14 protein-coding genes are annotated in these 16,388 nt (G+C 66.9%); 7 read left to right on the top strand and 7 right to left on the bottom strand.

Annotated elements, in window-relative coordinates; genetic code table 11:
- The first annotated feature begins 23 nt into the window (after positions 1-23).
- From F0344_RS24440 to F0344_RS24425, 4 genes are all read left to right on the top strand, one after another.
- Entirely contained in the window at positions 24-1,331 is a 1,308-nt protein-coding gene (locus F0344_RS24440; protein ID WP_185300817.1) for a hypothetical protein, read from the top strand.
- Positions 1,274-4,477 carry a hypothetical protein gene (locus F0344_RS24435; RefSeq protein ID WP_185300816.1) on the top strand — a complete coding sequence of 1,068 codons (3,204 nt, stop codon included), beginning with the start codon at positions 1,274-1,276 and terminating at the stop codon, positions 4,475-4,477. Before F0344_RS24440 ends, F0344_RS24435 begins: the two co-directional genes overlap by 58 nt.
- On the top strand, positions 4,474-5,538 hold the full coding sequence (locus tag F0344_RS24430; protein ID WP_258050094.1) for a DUF2220 domain-containing protein: 1,065 nt from the start codon (positions 4,474-4,476) through the stop codon (positions 5,536-5,538). The genes F0344_RS24435 and F0344_RS24430 overlap by 4 nt, the downstream gene beginning before the upstream one ends.
- Before the next feature lie 239 nt (positions 5,539-5,777).
- On the top strand, positions 5,778-6,734 hold the full coding sequence (locus F0344_RS24425) for a restriction endonuclease (protein ID WP_185300815.1): 957 nt from the start codon (positions 5,778-5,780) through the stop codon (positions 6,732-6,734).
- Between the two features lie 406 nt (positions 6,735-7,140).
- Here the strand turns inward: F0344_RS24425 and F0344_RS24420 are convergent, their stop codons facing one another.
- The 4 genes from F0344_RS24420 to F0344_RS24405 all read right to left on the bottom strand — a co-directional run bounded on the left by F0344_RS24420 (position 7,141) and on the right by F0344_RS24405 (position 10,757).
- Positions 7,141-8,025 (bottom strand): phosphotransferase family protein, encoded by an 885-nt coding sequence (locus tag F0344_RS24420; protein ID WP_185300814.1) that lies wholly within the window; start codon positions 8,023-8,025, stop codon positions 7,141-7,143.
- On the bottom strand, positions 8,022-9,419 hold the full coding sequence (locus tag F0344_RS24415; protein WP_185300813.1) for a helix-turn-helix domain-containing protein: 1,398 nt from the start codon (positions 9,417-9,419) through the stop codon (positions 8,022-8,024). The genes F0344_RS24420 and F0344_RS24415 overlap by 4 nt, the downstream gene beginning before the upstream one ends.
- A gap of 211 nt (positions 9,420-9,630) precedes the next feature.
- Positions 9,631-9,840: a DUF397 domain-containing protein gene (locus tag F0344_RS24410; protein ID WP_185300812.1), complete on the bottom strand. Its 210-nt coding sequence runs from the start codon at positions 9,838-9,840 to the stop codon at positions 9,631-9,633.
- 14 nt (positions 9,841-9,854) lie between these two features.
- Positions 9,855-10,757 carry a helix-turn-helix domain-containing protein gene (locus F0344_RS24405; protein WP_185300811.1) on the bottom strand — a complete coding sequence of 301 codons (903 nt, stop codon included), beginning with the start codon at positions 10,755-10,757 and terminating at the stop codon, positions 9,855-9,857.
- A gap of 97 nt (positions 10,758-10,854) precedes the next feature.
- On the opposite strand from F0344_RS24405, the gene F0344_RS36585 reads away from it, so the two are divergent.
- Positions 10,855-11,499 carry an ATP-binding protein gene (locus tag F0344_RS36585; protein WP_308460989.1) on the top strand — a complete coding sequence of 215 codons (645 nt, stop codon included), beginning with the start codon at positions 10,855-10,857 and terminating at the stop codon, positions 11,497-11,499.
- Positions 11,500-11,768: 269 nt separating this feature from the next.
- Here F0344_RS36585 and F0344_RS24395 read toward each other — a convergent pair whose 3' ends face one another.
- From F0344_RS24395 to F0344_RS24390, 3 genes are all read right to left on the bottom strand, one after another.
- Positions 11,769-12,461, bottom strand: coding sequence for a formylglycine-generating enzyme family protein (locus F0344_RS24395; RefSeq protein ID WP_258050093.1), 693 nt, complete (start codon positions 12,459-12,461; stop codon positions 11,769-11,771).
- 63 nt (positions 12,462-12,524) lie between these two features.
- Complete coding sequence (locus tag F0344_RS36100) at positions 12,525-12,677, bottom strand: hypothetical protein (protein ID WP_258050092.1); 153 nt, start codon at positions 12,675-12,677, stop codon at positions 12,525-12,527.
- A gap of 18 nt (positions 12,678-12,695) precedes the next feature.
- A complete protein-coding gene (locus F0344_RS24390; RefSeq protein WP_185300810.1) occupies positions 12,696-13,478 on the bottom strand; it encodes an aminotransferase class IV family protein in 783 nt (260 codons plus the stop codon).
- A gap of 359 nt (positions 13,479-13,837) precedes the next feature.
- Here F0344_RS24390 and F0344_RS24385 point away from each other — a divergent pair, with 359 nt between their 5' ends.
- Positions 13,838-14,230: a DUF6415 family natural product biosynthesis protein gene (locus F0344_RS24385; protein ID WP_185300809.1), complete on the top strand. Its 393-nt coding sequence runs from the start codon at positions 13,838-13,840 to the stop codon at positions 14,228-14,230.
- Between the two features lie 232 nt (positions 14,231-14,462).
- The gene (locus F0344_RS24380; protein WP_185300808.1) at positions 14,463-16,364 is read left to right on the top strand and encodes a glycoside hydrolase family 15 protein; all 1,902 of its coding nucleotides are present in this window, start codon (positions 14,463-14,465) and stop codon (positions 16,362-16,364) included.
- The last annotated feature ends 24 nt before the right edge of the window (positions 16,365-16,388 follow it).

The raw sequence follows: 16,388 nt of genomic DNA, 5'->3' as shown, positions 1-16,388 counted from the left end.
CCGCGACGCAAGGACCCCTCTTCATGTACGAGTTGAACCGCATCCTGCTGCGCAACTTCGGGCCGCGCGATGCCCGCTACGAGAACGTGGACCTGGACTTCTCCGCAGTGGGCGCACCGGTACAGGCGGCCTCCCTGGTGCCGGTGGCCGGGCACGTCACGCAGCGGCCCTCACCGGCCAGCCTGGTCATGCTCCAAAACGGCGGCGGCAAAGGCGTGCTGCTGACCGGCATCACCTGCACCACGATCCCGCGCCGCCACCAGGACCTGGAGGTGCTGCGGAACTTCGTCGTCTCCCTGGCCCAGCCCTCCCACATTGTCCTGGAATGGGCCGATGCCCGCACCGGCAGGCTCCTGGTCACCGCGCAAGTCCTCGCTCCCGAGGGCGACGGCATCAAGCGCCGCTTCTACAGCTTCCACCCGAGCGCTGCCCTGAGCGCCGACGCCCTTCCCTTCCACCGCGACGGGCACTGGCTGCCCTTCGACCACTACTGCACCGAGCTGCGCGAACTGCAGAGCACCGTAGAGGCGTTGGAACTGCAGATCCTGGAGGTGCAGGAGAAGTGGGAAAAACACCAAGACGGCCTGGGGCTTGAGCCCGGCCTCTTCGATGTCCAGCGCAAGATGAATGCCACCGAGAGCGGCGCGGCCGAAGCGTTCACCACCTCCAGCGCCGGAGCGTTCGTCCAGTGGCTGCTGGAGAAGGCCAACGACGACGACACGTACGCGAAACTCGGTGATGCCTTCGCGACCTATGCGAGCGCGCACGATCAGCGCGAGAAGCTGGGCAAGGAGCGGCAGTTCGCCCTGGCCATGGAGCAGATCTGCTCCCAGGTCGCCGACCGGCACCAGGAGCACACCGACCAGCAGCGGGAGACCGCCCAGGCCAAATCCGGCCTGGTCACCCTCGCGTCAGGGCTGATGCGCCGGCATCAGATCCTCATTGCGGCCGCGCAGACAACCACGGGCACGGTCAACACCGCATACCGCGACCATGAAGCAGCCAAGCAGGACCTGGACGTCGCCAATGTGCGGGTGGCGCATGTGCGTTTGGCTTCTTGCGGTATCGAGCTGCGCGAAGCAGCCGCGGAGCAGAAAAGAGTGGCCGGGGAATCCCAGGAGGTGCAGGACAGCCTGGCGGGCTGGCGCAGCGTCCCCGTCGCCCTGCGTCACGCGGCAGCCCAGGATCACCACAGCCGTATGCAGCAGGCCCTCTCGCAGGCCGAACAGGCCGCTGCCCCGTATGTACAGGCGCGTGACACAGCCGCGGCAGCGTGCGGGCGCGCTACGCGGCAGCCGAGTCGCAGGCACGCACCGAGGCCGACGATCTGAACAAGAAGATCGTCGAGACTCGCGGCAGCATCCAGCAGTGGCGTGAGCGCAGCAACTCGCTCCACACGCACGCTGGCACGGCTGAGGGAGAACAGCGCCTGCTCCGCCGCCAGGTGCAGGACTTCGAGCAGCAGCTGCACACCGCCCGTGAGCAGGAGCAGGTGAAGACCGACGAGAGCGCCGCGGACGCCTCGGCACGGATGGACGCCGAAGCAGATCACCACGGCCGCCTGCTCGAGGAAGCGGAGCAGGAACAGGGCCTTGCCCGCACCCGCCGCACCGAGGCATACCAGCGGCTGCCCGACGTCCAGCAGCAGGCTCTCGACGACCGCCGAGCGGCCCAGGAAGCCGAAGCAGCCATCACCCGGCTGCGCGACCGCGCCGAGAGAGTACGCCGCCACGCGCTGACCGCAGAACTACTCGAGCTCAGCCCCGAGCACCTCCAAGACGGCGATGCCCTGGCCTGGCTCGCCGACCACTGCACCGCACTGCAGGACCTGGCCGGGCGCCGGAGCACCGCTCTGGACACGACACTGCGGCGGACCCAGCACGAGCACAGCGCGGACGAAGAACTGCTCGCCGCCCTGGACATCAGTGACGGCCTTCTGCCCGCCACCAAAGAGGTCCGCTCCCTGTGCGCCGAGCTCACGGCCCACGGCACCGACGCCGTCCCGGGCTGGCAGTGGCTGCGTGACAACGTCCCCGCAGACGACCACCACAGCGTCATCACCGCCCACCCGGACCTGGTCGGCGGCGTCATCGTGAGCGGCGGCCCCCCGGCGCTGGAAGCGGCGCAGCGTCATCTGGAGCGCACCCGTCCCCTGCCCGCTGCGGCGATCGCGGTGGGGACCGGAGAGCGGATGCTGACGCCTGCACCGGACGTGAGCGGCCGGATGGTGCCCGAGCCGACGCCGGCCCTGCACGACGAGCAGGCCGCCGCAGTGGAACGCGCCGGAGTCGAAGCACGCCTGGCGGCCTCCGCCCAGGCATTGGCGGAGCTTGAGGGCCGCATCGCCCTCACCCGCGATCTGGACAACAAGATCGCGAACTGGCTGCACGAAACCGGCTCCGTGCCCGTACCGGTCCGGCTCGAACAGCTCCAGGAGCTCCACGAGGCGGCGGAGGCATCCCAAGTCAGCCTTGACGCCGCGCGCGCCGGTGCCGAACAACTCGACGATGCCGTCGCCGCTGCCGAAGGGGCCTGCAAGGAGCAGGACTCAGCCCACCGCAAAGCCACCGGCACCGCCCAGGACCTGCGTCGGCTCGCGGAGGCGGAGAACAAGGCCGTCCAGGCACGCGACCGGATCGCCGTCCTGGAGGAAGTTGCCCAGCAGCGTCGGCGCGAACTCGAAGCACTGGACGAGAAAGAAAGAGCAGCCGACGACGACATCACGCGCATGACCCGGGCCGTGGAAGCCGCCACCCAGCTGGCCCGGAGTCATGCCCAGGCGCGCAAGAAGATCACCGCGACGCCCGAGGCAGAGCAGGCTCAGCAAGCCGAGGGCACGCCCCCCGAAGCGCTCGCCGCACTCCAGTACCACTACGAGCAGGCCCTCGACGACCTGCGCAGTGTGGACATCGGGGAAGACCAACGCCAGCGCGCCACAGACGCAGAAAACACCCTGCGCGCCTGCCAGGAAGAGTGGGCGCAGGTCCCCGACCGGATCAAGCCCCTCGCCCGAGAGTGCAGCCGCACCCCTGCCGCCGCGGATGAGGTCCAACGAGACGCTGTAGAGCGCGGCCTGACCCAGCAGATCAACAGTCTCCAAGACCAGCTTCAGCGGCTACGCGACAAGGAGAGCCGGCTCAAAGAACGACACCACACGCTTACCGGCCCAGCCCGTGGCCTCAGCGCCCAGGACACCGAGCGGTGGACCCCGCACACCCTCGAAGAGACCCGCGACCTGACCACACGCGCCGAAGACGCCCAGACCCAGGCCCAGGAAGCCGAGCGCCACACCAACCAGCAGTACAACGCGGCCCGCAGGCAGCAGAGCCAGCACACCCGCGAACTCGACGCCTTCGGCAATGTCTTGGCGCGCTTGGGCACCACGATCGAATACCTTGGCATCCATCCCGCACCGGACGCCTATCAAGGCACCGCCGATGCGGCCGAGCCGGCCGCTCAGCAGGCGATGGCCCGCTATGAAGGCGCCCAACGCAAACTCACCAACACCGAGCGCCGGGTCGAAGCGAGCGTGTCCAACCTCAAGGACCAGATCGCAGACGTCACCTTCGAGCAACTCGACATCCCCTTGCGCACTCAGATGTCCGCTCTGGACAGGCGATACATCCCCGAAGCGGCCCGTGAGTGGACCACCGCACTGCGCCGTGCCGCCGCAGCCCTGACAACTCAGCTCGAAGGCATGACCAAAGCTCGTGAGGCCCTCGCCTCCCAGCTCAGCGGCTACGTCACCGAACTTCTCCAGCAGGTCGACCAGGCAAGCCGCTTCTCCGTCTTCCCCGACGGCCCCACCCCCTGGGCCGGACAGCGCTTCCTCACCATCCGCTACAAGAAGCCCGACCCCGCCATGCTCGCCGCCCAGATGCGCGAAACCATCGACACCCTCGCCGCCAACCCGCGCACCCGCAAGCTCAAAGGCACCGAGGTCGTCATGCGCTGCCTGCACGCAGCCGTTCCCCGCTTCACCGCCGAGGTCATGAAACCCAACGCCACCCAACGCGTGGACCGCGTGCCCGTTGAGAAGATGGGCAAGATCTTCTCCGGCGGCCAGGAACTGACCGGAGCGATCCTGCTGTACTGCGCGCTCGCCGCGCTGCGCACCTCCCCCGGCCCCCGCAGCCGCACCCGCCACGGCGGACTGCTCCTCCTGGACAACCCCATCGGCCGTGCCAACGCCCCCTACCTCGTCGACATCCAGACGCAGATGGCCGCAGCCCTCGGAATCCAGCTCATCTACACCACCGGCCTGAGCGACGAAACCGTCACCGCCCGCTTCCCCGCCACCATCCAGCTGCGCAACGACGCCGAAGCCCGCACCGGCCTCGCCCTGATCCGTCTCGACGACCAAGCCCGCAACGCCCTCATCCCCGGCCCGCGCACCGCCCCGGACGCCCACGCGCCCGAACCGACCGGGTACATCAGCTCCGCACGCCTGTTCGCCAAGGGAGAGACGGAGCGATGACAGCGCCCACCCCCGAGCAGCCGCCCCGCCTCTCGCCAGGCGCTGCCCGCCTCAGCGCCGCGCTCCACGCCCGCGCCGAGCGGGCCACGCTGCCGCGCGCCACCGTGATGGAAGCCTTCACCGCGGCCCTGCCCGGCGCCGCGCGCAGCGACAACCCCCGCACCGTGCTGGCCACCCTGCTCGAGGAACTCTCCGATGCCGGCGTCCTCCGCCTCCCCCACGGCCAGGCAGGCAAGTGGGACGCCGGCCGCCCCGCCCTGCCCGAACACATCCGGCTGCCCGCAGTCACCCCGCCCAAGCCCACCCCTGCCGCCACACGACGCTCCTACCGCCCCGAACTCGACTGGGCCCAGACCGCGCGCCTCACCACCGCCCATCACGAAGTCGTAGCTCTCATCAACCGGTGGTTTCGCGACACCAGCAACCGCCTGGAACTTCGCGCGCCGATCTCCCTGCGCGAACGCTCATATGAGATTTTCCAGGACGAGAAGCGCCTCGACGCGCTCATTTCCGGTGCGCTCTTCGCCCCCGGTCGCCTCACCCTGGAACAGCTCGGTACCTACCGCGAACCACCGCCCCTCGCCTTCCGACAGCTCGGCGACGGCGACACCCTCCTCGTCGCCGAGAACAGCGATACCTATGCCACACTCCGCGACCTACTCCCCCCGAACCCCGGGCGCACCAGAGCCGTAGCCTTCGGCTCCGGACGTGCCTTCGAAGCCTCCATCGAAACCGCCAAAGAAATCCGAGGAATCCAACGGATTCTCTACTACGGCGACCTCGACGCAGAAGGACTGTCCATCCCCGCCCGCGCCTCCGTAACGGCCACCCAGTGCGGGCTGCCCCCGGTCGAACCCGCCACCGCGCTGTACGACCTACTCCTGAGCCACACCTCTACCCCGGGCCAGCCAGTCTCCGGTGAACGCGCCCACACGCTTACGGCGTGGCTCCCACCCAGACAGAGACAGAAGACCCATGAGGTCCTGATGTCGGGCCGCCGCATCGCGCAGGAGGCCACCAACCGTAAGGAGCTCGCCGGTAACGCCATTTGGTTCCCTTGAGTTCGTCGGAAGCCTTTGTTCAGGGTAGCCAACAACTAGAAAGCGGTGTCGAGTTTATGTTTAGTCCCGCACTCACTGCCCCAATCCACGGCCGAGCCTATATCGCCTATCGATCAAAAGCGCGGACGCGGCGACCCCCACACCCAAACTCCGACAAGAGAACCACGATGGGCCACCTCACCACCAAGACACGGCCGCTCTGAGGCATCGGCCGAGCAACGAGTACGCTGACCCGGCGAGTGGTCAAATCGGCGATAGACAGGGAAAAGGCTTTGCTTGACTTCACAGAACTCCCAAAGGATGGCGAAGGGTTCGAACTGCTCGTGCGTGACGTGGCTATGCTCTTGGGCTTCAAGGCACGCTGGACCGGCAGGGGTCCTGACGGAGGACGGGATCTCCTCCTCGAGGAACCAGGATCCCCACTTCTGGGCGGGAAGATCCGCTATTGGCTCGTCTCTTGCAAGCACATGGCGCACGCCAACGGAGGCATGGGCAGATCCGTGGGACTCGATGACATAGGAGCGGACGGCGGCATCATTGACGCGGTGACTCAGCATCAAGCCCAGGGATACCTGTTGGCCTGCTCCACACAGCCGTCCAGCGCCGTGGTCACACGGCTGGAAGCCATCGAGCGGAACAAGGGCATCCCTGTGCATGTCTGGGACAGCGCCGATATAGAACGCGCCCTTGATACCGAGAAGGGATGGCCCATCGCTCAGCGCTTTCTACCGACGAGCGTGGGAGGTTGGCGAATCATCAACACCGGCGAATCTAACGAGTTCACCGGAGTGACTCGGGGCTACTACATCAAGTTCGCGAATCGCGATGACAGTCGCCTACATACATCAATCATGGACGACTGCTTTGACCTCATCGAGTCCGTACAACTCCCCGAGAGGGACGAGCTACGGCCGCGGGCGGTCTACTACGACGACAGGTACACGCGACTCTACTGGCAGCTCGACTATCTCCATGAACGTCTTGCCGACGATCCCGCCATCTCGGAGACCTCAATGCGATGTCTTGCAAAGCACCTTGTGAAAGTCTTCGACCAATCCGACACAATGATGGGTGTAGACATCGACTTCCTCATCAAAGCGCGCAGCGTGTCACGTCACAGTGATTCGTATGACCCAGACCACTACACCTTCTACAAGAAGGTACGCCCCGAACCATTTGGCCCATGGGGCTACTGACGAGCGCGTGCATGGCTGGCGGTGGCGCGTCGACGAGCCCCAGCGCACTCCCGTTGACAGGCACCAGAAACCGACCGGCCATCCGTTGAGCAGAGCCATAATCTCTACCAAGGCCAGGGATCGGACGGTCGCAGGCCAGAGAGAGAACTCGATCGCTGGGCTGCCCACGGCCAGCCAGCCTATCAGGACCTCGGCATCGTCGTCGAGAAGGGCGGCGTTACGGCTAAGAGCCTCCTGGACGCTCACGACCGCTGGGCACTCGGGCCCTCTCACCAGGATGGGGATCCGATCAATAGCCGTGGCTGCGCGGTCTAGGTCTCAGTGTTCGTACGTGACGACGACGGACCGCCGAGGTGTAGGCCCTGAAGGACCTGACTCGCGGCAGGAAGACGAAGTCCCCCCGCGCTTACCCGACCGCCGTCCAGTGCCAGGGCCGGTCTCCACGAAGCCCCCGCACGCAGTCGATGCGGTACCGGGCCTGTTCAAGCGCCGCGGGGTCTTTATCCGCGGTTTGCAGACCGAAGGTCACCAGACGCAGTTCCCGGATGCTCCGCAGGGTGGGATACCCGGCCCAGTCGCGGACATCGAAGCCGTATTGCTCGCTGAAGTCCTTGTACTGCTCGGCGGGCAGTGTTCCGAAGGTGTCTAAAGCAACGGCAGTTGAGGTCAGGTCCCACTCGGGCGGTCCGAGGGACGTCCGCTCGAAGTCCAAGAGCAAGGCTCCCTCGTCCGTCACCGCACAGTTGCCGCCCCAGGCGTCTCCGTGAATGACGCACTGCGGCAGCCCGTTCGGGAGCTTCGCCCACTTGTCCTTGAGTTCGTCGAGGCGGTGGAGGAGCCACGTCTTGTCATTGTCGTTGGCACATCGCGCAGCGGTCAGACGGTCAGCGATCCGCACGAACGGGTCTAGCTGGCCGATGGGGAACGTCGGCTTGGGCAACCGGTGCATCTGTCGAAGAAGGGGGCCGAGTTCGGACTCGGTGCCCTGCCGGTGTGGAGGCAGCAGCTCCCAGAACGTGGCCGCCCGCCCATGCACGTAAACGGGCTGCTCTCTGTCCATTGGGCGCACAGCCGGGACGTGGTTCTCAGCTAGCCAACGGGCTACGGCCACCTCGCGGGCGGCTGCCTCCTCCTGTCCTGAACGGGCGATGCGCACGACCACGCCGTGGGGCAGTTTCCACAGGTCGTTCTCGGCGAGCCTGATGGGTTCAGCGCCCTGTGGAGAGAGGCCGGCAGCGGCTGCCACCCCTTCGAGGACGGCGAACGATTCCTCGCTGTGCGTCGTGGTCATGCATGGACCGTAATGGTGATCCGGCTGCGGAGTGCGGCCACGTCTGGTCTGCGGGCGTATCGGGCCGATGCGCTGGACAGGTTTTCCATGTCCGTGACTGCTCGCTTGGACCGGAGCTTTCCGACTTCGTCCAGTGCGCGGTTCGCGATGGCCACGGCCTGTTGTGGATCTCCGGTGGCCATCGTGAGAGTTGCGAGCTTGGTGCCCGAAAGGGCGCGGGAGCGTACGTACGCGTCTGTGTGGCCGTCGATGGCCGTCTCAAGGCGTGACGCTGCAAGCGCAGGTGATTGTCCCGGCATAAGCGCGATGTCGTAGGCCGCGTGTCCGGTATCCCCGTGGTGCTGTGCCTCGTCGTAGTAGGTCATCCACGGCTCGTCTTCACCATCGCGGGCTCGCGCGAAGATCCGGTCCGACCAGTCGATGGCTGCCAGCGCTTCGTCCGGGTTGCGCATCTTCGCCCAGGCTCGGGCTCTGGCGTTGTGGAGCATGGCCTGCTCCCGCGGGGTGAGACGGTCCGAGCGAAGCAGTCCGCTCTCCGCGTACGTCAGGCCATCGTCGGGTCGGCCGCACCAGATCTCATGGCGTGCACGCCAGTTGAGAGATGCCGCTCGTAGGTGCCAGTTGTTGCCCTGCTCGGCGCACCAAGTGCCGAACCGTAAGAGTTCGGTCGCGTCGTGGTGTGCGTAGGCGTCGAAGGCGCTCGCACCCATCACAACCGAGAGTCGCCCGACCGCGGTGTAGAGGTCGGCTTTCAGCTTGGAGGGGTACTTCGTGGCGAGCAGCCCCTTGGCCCAGATGAAGAGGCCCATGGAAGAACTGCCTACGATCCCGCCGCCACCGTAGAGGTTGTCCCATCCTGCGAGGGTGTCTGCGGCCGTCAAGACCTGCTGGATGTCTTCCGGTCGCACGTCCTTGGGGAGAGCGTGTGGCCCCGAGGACGGGAGTAGGTCGATGAAGGCTGTCGGGGCGAGGGCAGCTACTCCGCCCAGGGAGAAGAAGGCGCGGCGCTCCATGTCTGGTTGGCTCCGTTCCGAAAGCGCATGCGGGTTCAGTCCAAGCATGCCCTTGATCGGGGCTCCGCTGGCGCCTTGGTCGGCTTCGCTAGTGGACTTGTCCGCATGAGCAGCCTCCCCTGCTGCTTCCTGCTCGACGAGGCGCCAGAGCCTCTTCAACGCTCCCCCTGCCTCGACGGCGTCGTCCAGGAGACTGGCCAAGGCGGCGTCGCACCTGCGCTCGTTCTTCTCGATGCGCTCGATCATTGTGGCACTGAGGTGCACCTTTGCGCCTACCTCGCTCGTCGACATCTTGCGAGTGGTGCGCCAGTTACGCAGCTCCTTGCCCCACCAGGCGCGCGCTGACGCCGTCTCGTCCAGGGGTTTGGGTTTCTGTGCCATGGCTTCTCCTCCGGCGCCCTGATGCGGACAGCGCTGTTGCTCTTCGATTGTCCGCATCCTGGCTCTGCTTCACGGACTTTTCCCGAGACTGGTCGGCGGGAACCACCGACCGCGCTGATCGCACAGCGAGTCGCACCGCGCCCAGCGGTGGCGAAAAACCGACGGCCCGGCCCCCCGTCGAGGGGCCGGGCCGCGCACGCATACTCGCCTTTCACCCAAGCAGAGGCGGCGTCCCAGATCCGACGTGGACAGTGAAGGTGGCCCACGCTGAATGCGAAAAGCCGGTGTGCGGGCCGGCGGGGCGCTTGGAATCTCGGACCAACGTCCGCTTAGGCATGTTGGCAACTTCCACACACTCGTTGTCAGGAGAGGCGCTGTAACTGCTTTTGAACCACTGCGGTTCCTTTGACTGTTCAGCCACGAATGTCTTCCTCGCTACTTCTGATCTTGCAGGTGCTTCTTGCGGGCCTCGGCGATCAACTCCGCCGAGGAATCGGGGTCTAGCGCTTCGCTGCTCAAGAATGCACGCGCATTCTCGTATGCCTGGCGTGATCCCTCCTCCTCCAAGAAGAGGGAACCCACGGCGTTCTCAATGAAGATGACGTCGAGGGATGGGTCTGGCCCCCCGTAGACGATGAAGCTGGTCAGCGTTGCGCTGTATGCACCGGCATCGAACGGGAGTACCTGGATCGTGATGTTCGGCTCCGCCCTGCGGTCTAGCAGCAGGTCAAGCTGCTCCGTCATCACCTCGGGGCCTCCGACGTTGCGGCGGAGCACGCTCTCGTCCAAGACGACGTGGTAGGTCGGCGGTGTCTTGCGTTCGAGGATCTGTTGGCGCTGCATTCTCATATCCAGGAACTCCGTCACCTGTTCCGGTGTGAGGGTGTTGCTCGGTGTCGCTTTGATCGCCGCGGCGTAGCGCCTGGTCTGCAAGAGGCCGGGAACCACCCCGTTGGAAAGGTGCCAGATTGATTTCGCTTCATTCTCAAGCGGAAGAAGCACCCTCATGGGATCGGAGAGCTTTCCGGCATACGGAACCCACCAGCCGTCTGTGACCTTGCTGTTTTGCGCTAGGTCGATTAGTTCCGCTGTCTCCTCTACCGACGCCCGGTAGACCTCGCAGAGCTGTTTGACCTGGTTCCAGCGCACGTTGCCCTTGGCCTGCTCGTACCGGCTGACCGTGGCCTTCGATATGCCCGCCCGGCGGCCAGCCTCTTCAGCAGAGAGGCCAGCGTCTTTCCTAAGCGCAAGCAGCCGGAAGCCGAGTTGGCGACGACGTGCGGTCGGCCCCGACTCGATCTCGCCGTTCAGCTTGGCACTCTTCGACTCGTTCGTCATGCTGGCGCTCCCTTGGACGAGTGCGGCCAGTGTCCGGTCTGGCACGTAGCGACCACAAGGGACGTTACACGGCGGAACACAGCCCGGGTTACGCACGATGCAGAGCCCGGAAGGCTCATGCGGACACTTCCGCCATGAGCGTTACATGGAGAGCGTTTCTGCGCCCATACTCCAACTCATTCGACACCCCGCTCAGTTGAGCCGGAGCGCTTCGTGGGGGGCACTAGGACACCTGCCGCACGCTGCGACACCGCTTCGACTGCACACCAGACGCCAAGCGCCCCACGCACGCCACGGGAGACCGACGATGAGCCCAGCCACAACTGCGCTTCTCAGCGCTGCTGCTGACATGCATCAGGGCGTCGGCCCCAGCTTTGCCGCAACCTTCCCACCTCGCCGCTCGCGGGTCGGCGAGATGCGCCGCAGGGCAGCCAGTCGGCTTCGGGAGTGGAAGGTTCCGGAGCAAGACGCCGACGGCATCACGCTTGCCGTGTCGGAACTCGTCACGAACGCGGTGATTCACGGCAAGGGAGCGGTGTGCGTGGTCGTACGCCAGACCGACGGCGAGATCCGGGTCGAAGTGACGGACGGCAACCCGCAGCCGGCCAGAGTCACGAACGCGGGCCCGGACGCTATGTCCGGTCGCGGCATGTTCCTGGTCGCTGTCTTCGCTCATCGTGTCGAGGTCAGCGACGACGGCTACACCACCACGGCGGTCTTCCGCCTTACCGGAGGCCGGTGATGACGACGCTGGCGCACGAGGTGGCGATTCGGCTCGGAGTGACTCAGAGCCGCAACGATCAGGAGACGACAGAAACGGTCAGCTCTGGGCTGCGCTGCCAACTGGCGGCCGATTACGTCATCGACGCGGTGCGCGACGGCTTCGAGAGCGTCCGCGGCGACGATGGCGACCCTCACCCCTGCGAGGACGCGGAAGGCAGTGCTAGTCGACTCAGGTCGCTGATGCCGGGGCGCCGGAGCGAATACGACCAACGGGTCACAGTGCCCGGCTTAGGCGGGTGTAGCGCAGCGGAACCCGGTGTCGTTGTCCTTCATCGACGCAGCGGCGGTGTTCAGCAGGGACGGCGCTGCCCGTTCGAACGGGGACGTGAAAGCGGAGCCCTTCAGGTGGTACCGCCCGCTGCCGGGGTCCTCCTCGGTGGAGCACCACTCCCAGACGTTGCCGCACATGTCGAAGATACCGAATGGGCTGGCGCCGGACTGGTAGCGGGAGACGGGAGTCGTCGCGTCGATTCCGGCCTCGGCCGTGTTCGCCTTCGCGGCTGTCGGCTCGTTGCCCCAGGGGTAGACGCGCCCGCGCTGTCCGCGAGCCGCCTTCTCCCACTGCCGCGCGCTAGGCAGACCTTTACCTGCCCAGCGGGCGTACGCGGTCGCGTCGTGCCACGTCACCCACACCACGGGGTGAGTGGCCAGCGTGACGGGGCAGTGGCCGTCGGGCCAGTGCTGAGGCGGCCGATGCCTAGTGGCCAGCACGAACTTCGCGTAGTCCTCGTTGGTCGTCGGGTAGACGTCGATGAGGAACGGCTCCAGCCACACCGAGCGGTTGTCGGGACCGGAAAGGTAGATACCTTCTCTGACAAGGGCCATGACCTTCCCATCGATCGGATGCCGACGGGTGCTCGGATCCCTCCGCAACAGCTCCTCGGCGCGCTCGTCGTGCTCAACAGCGGCACGTTCGGTCATGAGCGCGGCGAACCTCTGCTGGACGTCAGGCGGGGCCTGGGCGAGAAGCGTATCCAGGGCCGACTAATTGTCGAGTTCGAGTTCGATGGTCTCCCCCCGGCGCTTCCACCGAGGGATCTGGCGACTGTTCACACCGACCAGCTCGGCGAACTCCTTCTGCTTCTTGCGCATGGCCGTACGCAACAACTCGGCCTCTCGGCCGGTCCACCTGGTCACCCCCGCCATGGTCTTGCCCTACAGAGTCTCGCCATGGATCGACAGGTACGCCTCCTGGAGTTGCCTCAAAACGGGGTGATCTACGGGGAACTCGGTGTCGTCGATCGCAGCCAGGGGGCGAACGCCGATCGAGGTGTTCGTGGCGAAGGCCGCGGCCATGCCCTTCGCCTGGTCCAGGGTGACGGTGGCGGTGCGATGTTCGGCTTGCTGTTGGAGCAGGGCCATGGTGACACCGGGCAGCACAGGTGCGTCGGGCCATACGACGGTGCCCTCTTGGTCGACGAAGGCCACGTTCCAGGTGCCGCCCTCGGAGACGAAGCCGTCGCGGCCCACGAACAGGGCGTCGTCGAAGTCCGCACGCTGGGCTGCACCCCGGGTGCGCAGAGCACCGAAGAGACCGATGTGCTTCACCTGAGGCAGATCGCGCTCGTACATGAGGCTCTGGGCGCGCAGCGGGGCCGGAGGCAGGGCGCCGGCGCCGCGTACGGACACGAGAACGTGCGGCTCGTTGGCGTCGGCCGGGTGGCCCATCTCGACCTTCGGGTCGTAGATCGTCACGCGCACAACGCACGGCAGGGCCTGTCCCCCCAGGGCCTGGCGGACGTACTCGCGGACACGGTCGGCGTTCAGGGCCGCGTGCCACACGATCTTGCAGTCCCGCGTGAGGCGTTCAAGGTGCAGCGTCAGACCGCGGATGCTGCCGTCGGAGGCGACGCGCATGGACGTGAAGTGTCCGACGTTCGTGAGCGCCAGGGGGAGCAGGTCGTCTACGGATACGGGCTTTCCATCGAGAGTCACCATGGCGCCCAGCATGTCAGGGCCGTCTGCTCCGGCGGCACCCCAATCAAGGTTACTGACGGGTCAACGTCATCTGAAGGTCGTTCCCAAGCCGTTGCGGCGGGGTGTTCGCTGGTCACCAGGCAATCACGTCAAGTGATCGGCGCCGCTGCCGCGCTCTCCTGCGCCGCCCACCTGGGAGGACCCCGATGAGCCCTGTTCCAGGCGTCGCACCAGTCGCGGCCGAGCCCAGTTGGTCCGATGTGAAGAGGAGTTGTGTCATGCGTCTGCCGCTGACTTCCCGTTGGGATGCTGGCCCGTGCGTTGGCTCGAGCAGGCAGGGTGGTATCGGCGCCGCACCCAGCCCGCGGCGCGATCGGGCGGTGGCCGCGGCGGAGACGGTGGCGCTCGTGTTGGACGAGGATTCGCCACTGCCGGAGAGCGCCGGCGACGTGGAGGAACTGGCGCGGCGCCTTCGCGGTCACATCGGACAGCTCAGGGCCGTCGTGCCGCCGGGAGCCTCGGCCCTGCGCGGCGCGCAGCAGCTCGCTTCGGCAGGCGTCCCCGACGGGTACATGCCCAGCAGGGTGCATTTGGTCAAGCTGGCCGAGGCCACTCAGGCACTCGTCGCGGCCGTACAAGCTCACGGCGTCGTCCCCGCGAAGCCCATGAGGAGACGGCGTTGGTGGAGGCCGCAGCTCAACATGCTGCGCGGCTCGGTCTTCGCTGTCGCCTTCGCCCTCTTGGCTCTGGCCGCGTCGGTGCCCCGGGCGTGACCGCCACCGGGGCAATTCTGATCGCGGTGGTTCTCGGCCCGACGGCCTGGCTGATTCTCTGCGGTGGCCGAGTGTCCGGCCGCGCCGCTCCCCAGGACGAGGACTCCGTACCGGGGTAGAACAGACCTTCTCCGCGCAGGTGACCACCGCGTCCTTCCTCTTCTACCGTTCCCGGCCGCTGCGGCGGCCCCGATGCCATCCCCGGTCTGCGGGGTCTACGGAGATCCACACGATGACTCGCCTTCCGCGTATCGAGCAGTACGGCCTGATCGGCGACATGCAGACCAGCGCCCACGTCTGCGACGACGGCTCGATCGACTGGCTGTGCCTGCCCCGCTTCGATTCACCGGCCGTCTTCTCCAGCCTGCTCGGCACGCAGAAACACGGCTCCTGGCAGATCGCCCCGGCCCCGCCTCGGGGCCGATCCGACGCCGGAGCGGTGTCCGAGCGCCGGTACCTCAGTGACTCGCTCGTCCTGGAATCGCTTTGGCGCACCCCGTCCGGGTCGGTGCGGGTGCTCGACTTCATGCCGCCGCGCGACGGGGCACCCCAGGTGATCCGGATCGTCGAGGGTGTGTCCGGCGAGGTACCGATGCTCTCGGCCCTGCGTCCGCGGCCCGGATACGGCAGCGTCAGCCCGTGGATCCACGAGGTCGGGGGCCGCATGATCGCGGAGGCCGGCGCGGACGCGCTGTGGCTCGACACGGGCATCCAGCAGGTGGAGAAGGACGGCGTCATCGTCAGTGCCTTCGACCTCGCCGCCGGGCAGAGCGTGGCGTTCGTGCTCAGCTGGTGCCCCTCCCACGCCGCCGCGCCGGAGGTTCCCGATCCAGAGGCCGCGCTCGCCGAGACGCTCGCCTTCTGGCAGGACTGGACGCAGGAAGGCACCTACGACGGGCCCTACCGCGAGGCAGTGGTTGGTTCCTCGATCGCGCTGAAGGCGATGACGTATGCGCCGAGCGGCGCGATCGTTGCTGCGCCGACGACGTCGCTGCCCGAGGAGATCGGCGGCGGACGGAACTGGGACTACCGCTTCACCTGGCTGCGCGACTCCGCCGACGCTCTTGCCGCGCTGCTGGGAACCGGCTACCGGCAGGAGGCCCATGCGTGGCGGCGGTGGCTGTTGCGTGCGGTGGCCGGAGATCCGGAAAACCTGCAGATCATGTACGGAATCACCGGCGAGCGTGATCTGCGGGAGCGGGAGCTGCCTTGGCTCCCGGGGTACGAGGAATCAGCCCCGGTGCGGGTCGGGAACGGGGCGGCGGGCCAGCTGCAACTCGATGTGTACGGCGAGTTGATCGAGACCCTCTACCTCGCGCACCAGAGCGGTGTCGCCCACTGCGCCGATACTGCGGTCCTGCACCAGCGGCTCGTCGAGCACCTGGGCCAGCGCTGGCAGGAGCCCGATGAGGGGATCTGGGAGATCCGCGGGGCACGCCGGCATTTCGTCCACTCCAAGGTGATGGCCTGGGTGGCCATCGACCGAACCATCCGCCTGGCCAAGGCCGGCGCCCTCGCGCTGGATCCGGGCCCCTTGGTCGAGCTGCGCGAGACGATCCACCGCGAAGTCTGCACCGAGGGATTCGACCCGGAGCGCAACACCTTCACCCAGTCCTACGGCTCGCAGGAACTGGACGCCGCCACGCTGTTGATCCCCCGGGTCGGCTTCCTTCCGCCCGACGATCCGCGCGTCATCGGCACCGTGGACGCGGTCCGCCGGGAGCTGTCCACGTCGGACGGGCTCGTGCGCCGGTACCCGACGATCGGCAACCACGCCGGGGTGGATGGCCTGAGGGGCGATGAGGGCACCTTCGTCCTCTGCTCTTTCTGGCTCGTGGATGCCCTGGCCCTGACGGGCCGCCTGGATGAGGCCCACGCCCTGTTCGAACGTCTTCTCGCCCTGCGTAACGACCTCGGCCTCCTCGCCGAGGAGTACGACCCCATCCAGCAGCGTCAACTCGGGAACTTCCCGCAGGCGTTCAGCCACATGGGCCTGATCAAGAGTGCCCTGCTCCTGCAGCAGCTGGCGACACAACCCTCGTCTCACCGAGGCGCGGTGGCGGTTCCGGCGCCCCGTTCCCCCTCACTCGGGCCGCAACAGAACCGCAAGGCCCTGACGTCGCAGCACGCCTAGCCGCCCTTTTTCCACTGACGAGGA

Source organism: Streptomyces finlayi (assembly GCF_014216315.1).
In the GTDB taxonomy this organism is placed as follows: domain Bacteria; phylum Actinomycetota; class Actinomycetes; order Streptomycetales; family Streptomycetaceae; genus Streptomyces; species Streptomyces finlayi_A.
The sequence above is the reverse complement of the archived record's forward strand: the minus strand, read 5'-3'. Positions and strand labels throughout refer to the sequence as shown.

Bases quoted from the DNA above. Each gene is read 5' to 3' on its own strand.
- F0344_RS24380 (WP_185300808.1), top strand. From the start codon at position 14,463: ATGACTCGCCTTCCGCGTATCGAGCAGTACGGCCTGATCGGCGACATG.
- F0344_RS24420 (WP_185300814.1), bottom strand. From the start codon at position 8,025: ATGACCACGACGCACAGCGAGGAATCGTTCGCCGTCCTCGAAGGGGTG.
- F0344_RS24405 (WP_185300811.1), bottom strand. From the start codon at position 10,757: ATGACGAACGAGTCGAAGAGTGCCAAGCTGAACGGCGAGATCGAGTCG.
- F0344_RS24395 (WP_258050093.1), bottom strand. From the start codon at position 12,461: ATGACCGAACGTGCCGCTGTTGAGCACGACGAGCGCGCCGAGGAGCTG.
- F0344_RS24440 (WP_185300817.1), top strand. From the start codon at position 24: ATGTACGAGTTGAACCGCATCCTGCTGCGCAACTTCGGGCCGCGCGAT.
- F0344_RS24390 (WP_185300810.1), bottom strand. From the start codon at position 13,478: ATGGTGACTCTCGATGGAAAGCCCGTATCCGTAGACGACCTGCTCCCC.
- F0344_RS24430 (WP_258050094.1), top strand. From the start codon at position 4,474: ATGACAGCGCCCACCCCCGAGCAGCCGCCCCGCCTCTCGCCAGGCGCT.
- F0344_RS24415 (WP_185300813.1), bottom strand. From the start codon at position 9,419: ATGGCACAGAAACCCAAACCCCTGGACGAGACGGCGTCAGCGCGCGCC.
- F0344_RS36585 (WP_308460989.1), top strand. From the start codon at position 10,855: ATGCAGAGCCCGGAAGGCTCATGCGGACACTTCCGCCATGAGCGTTAC.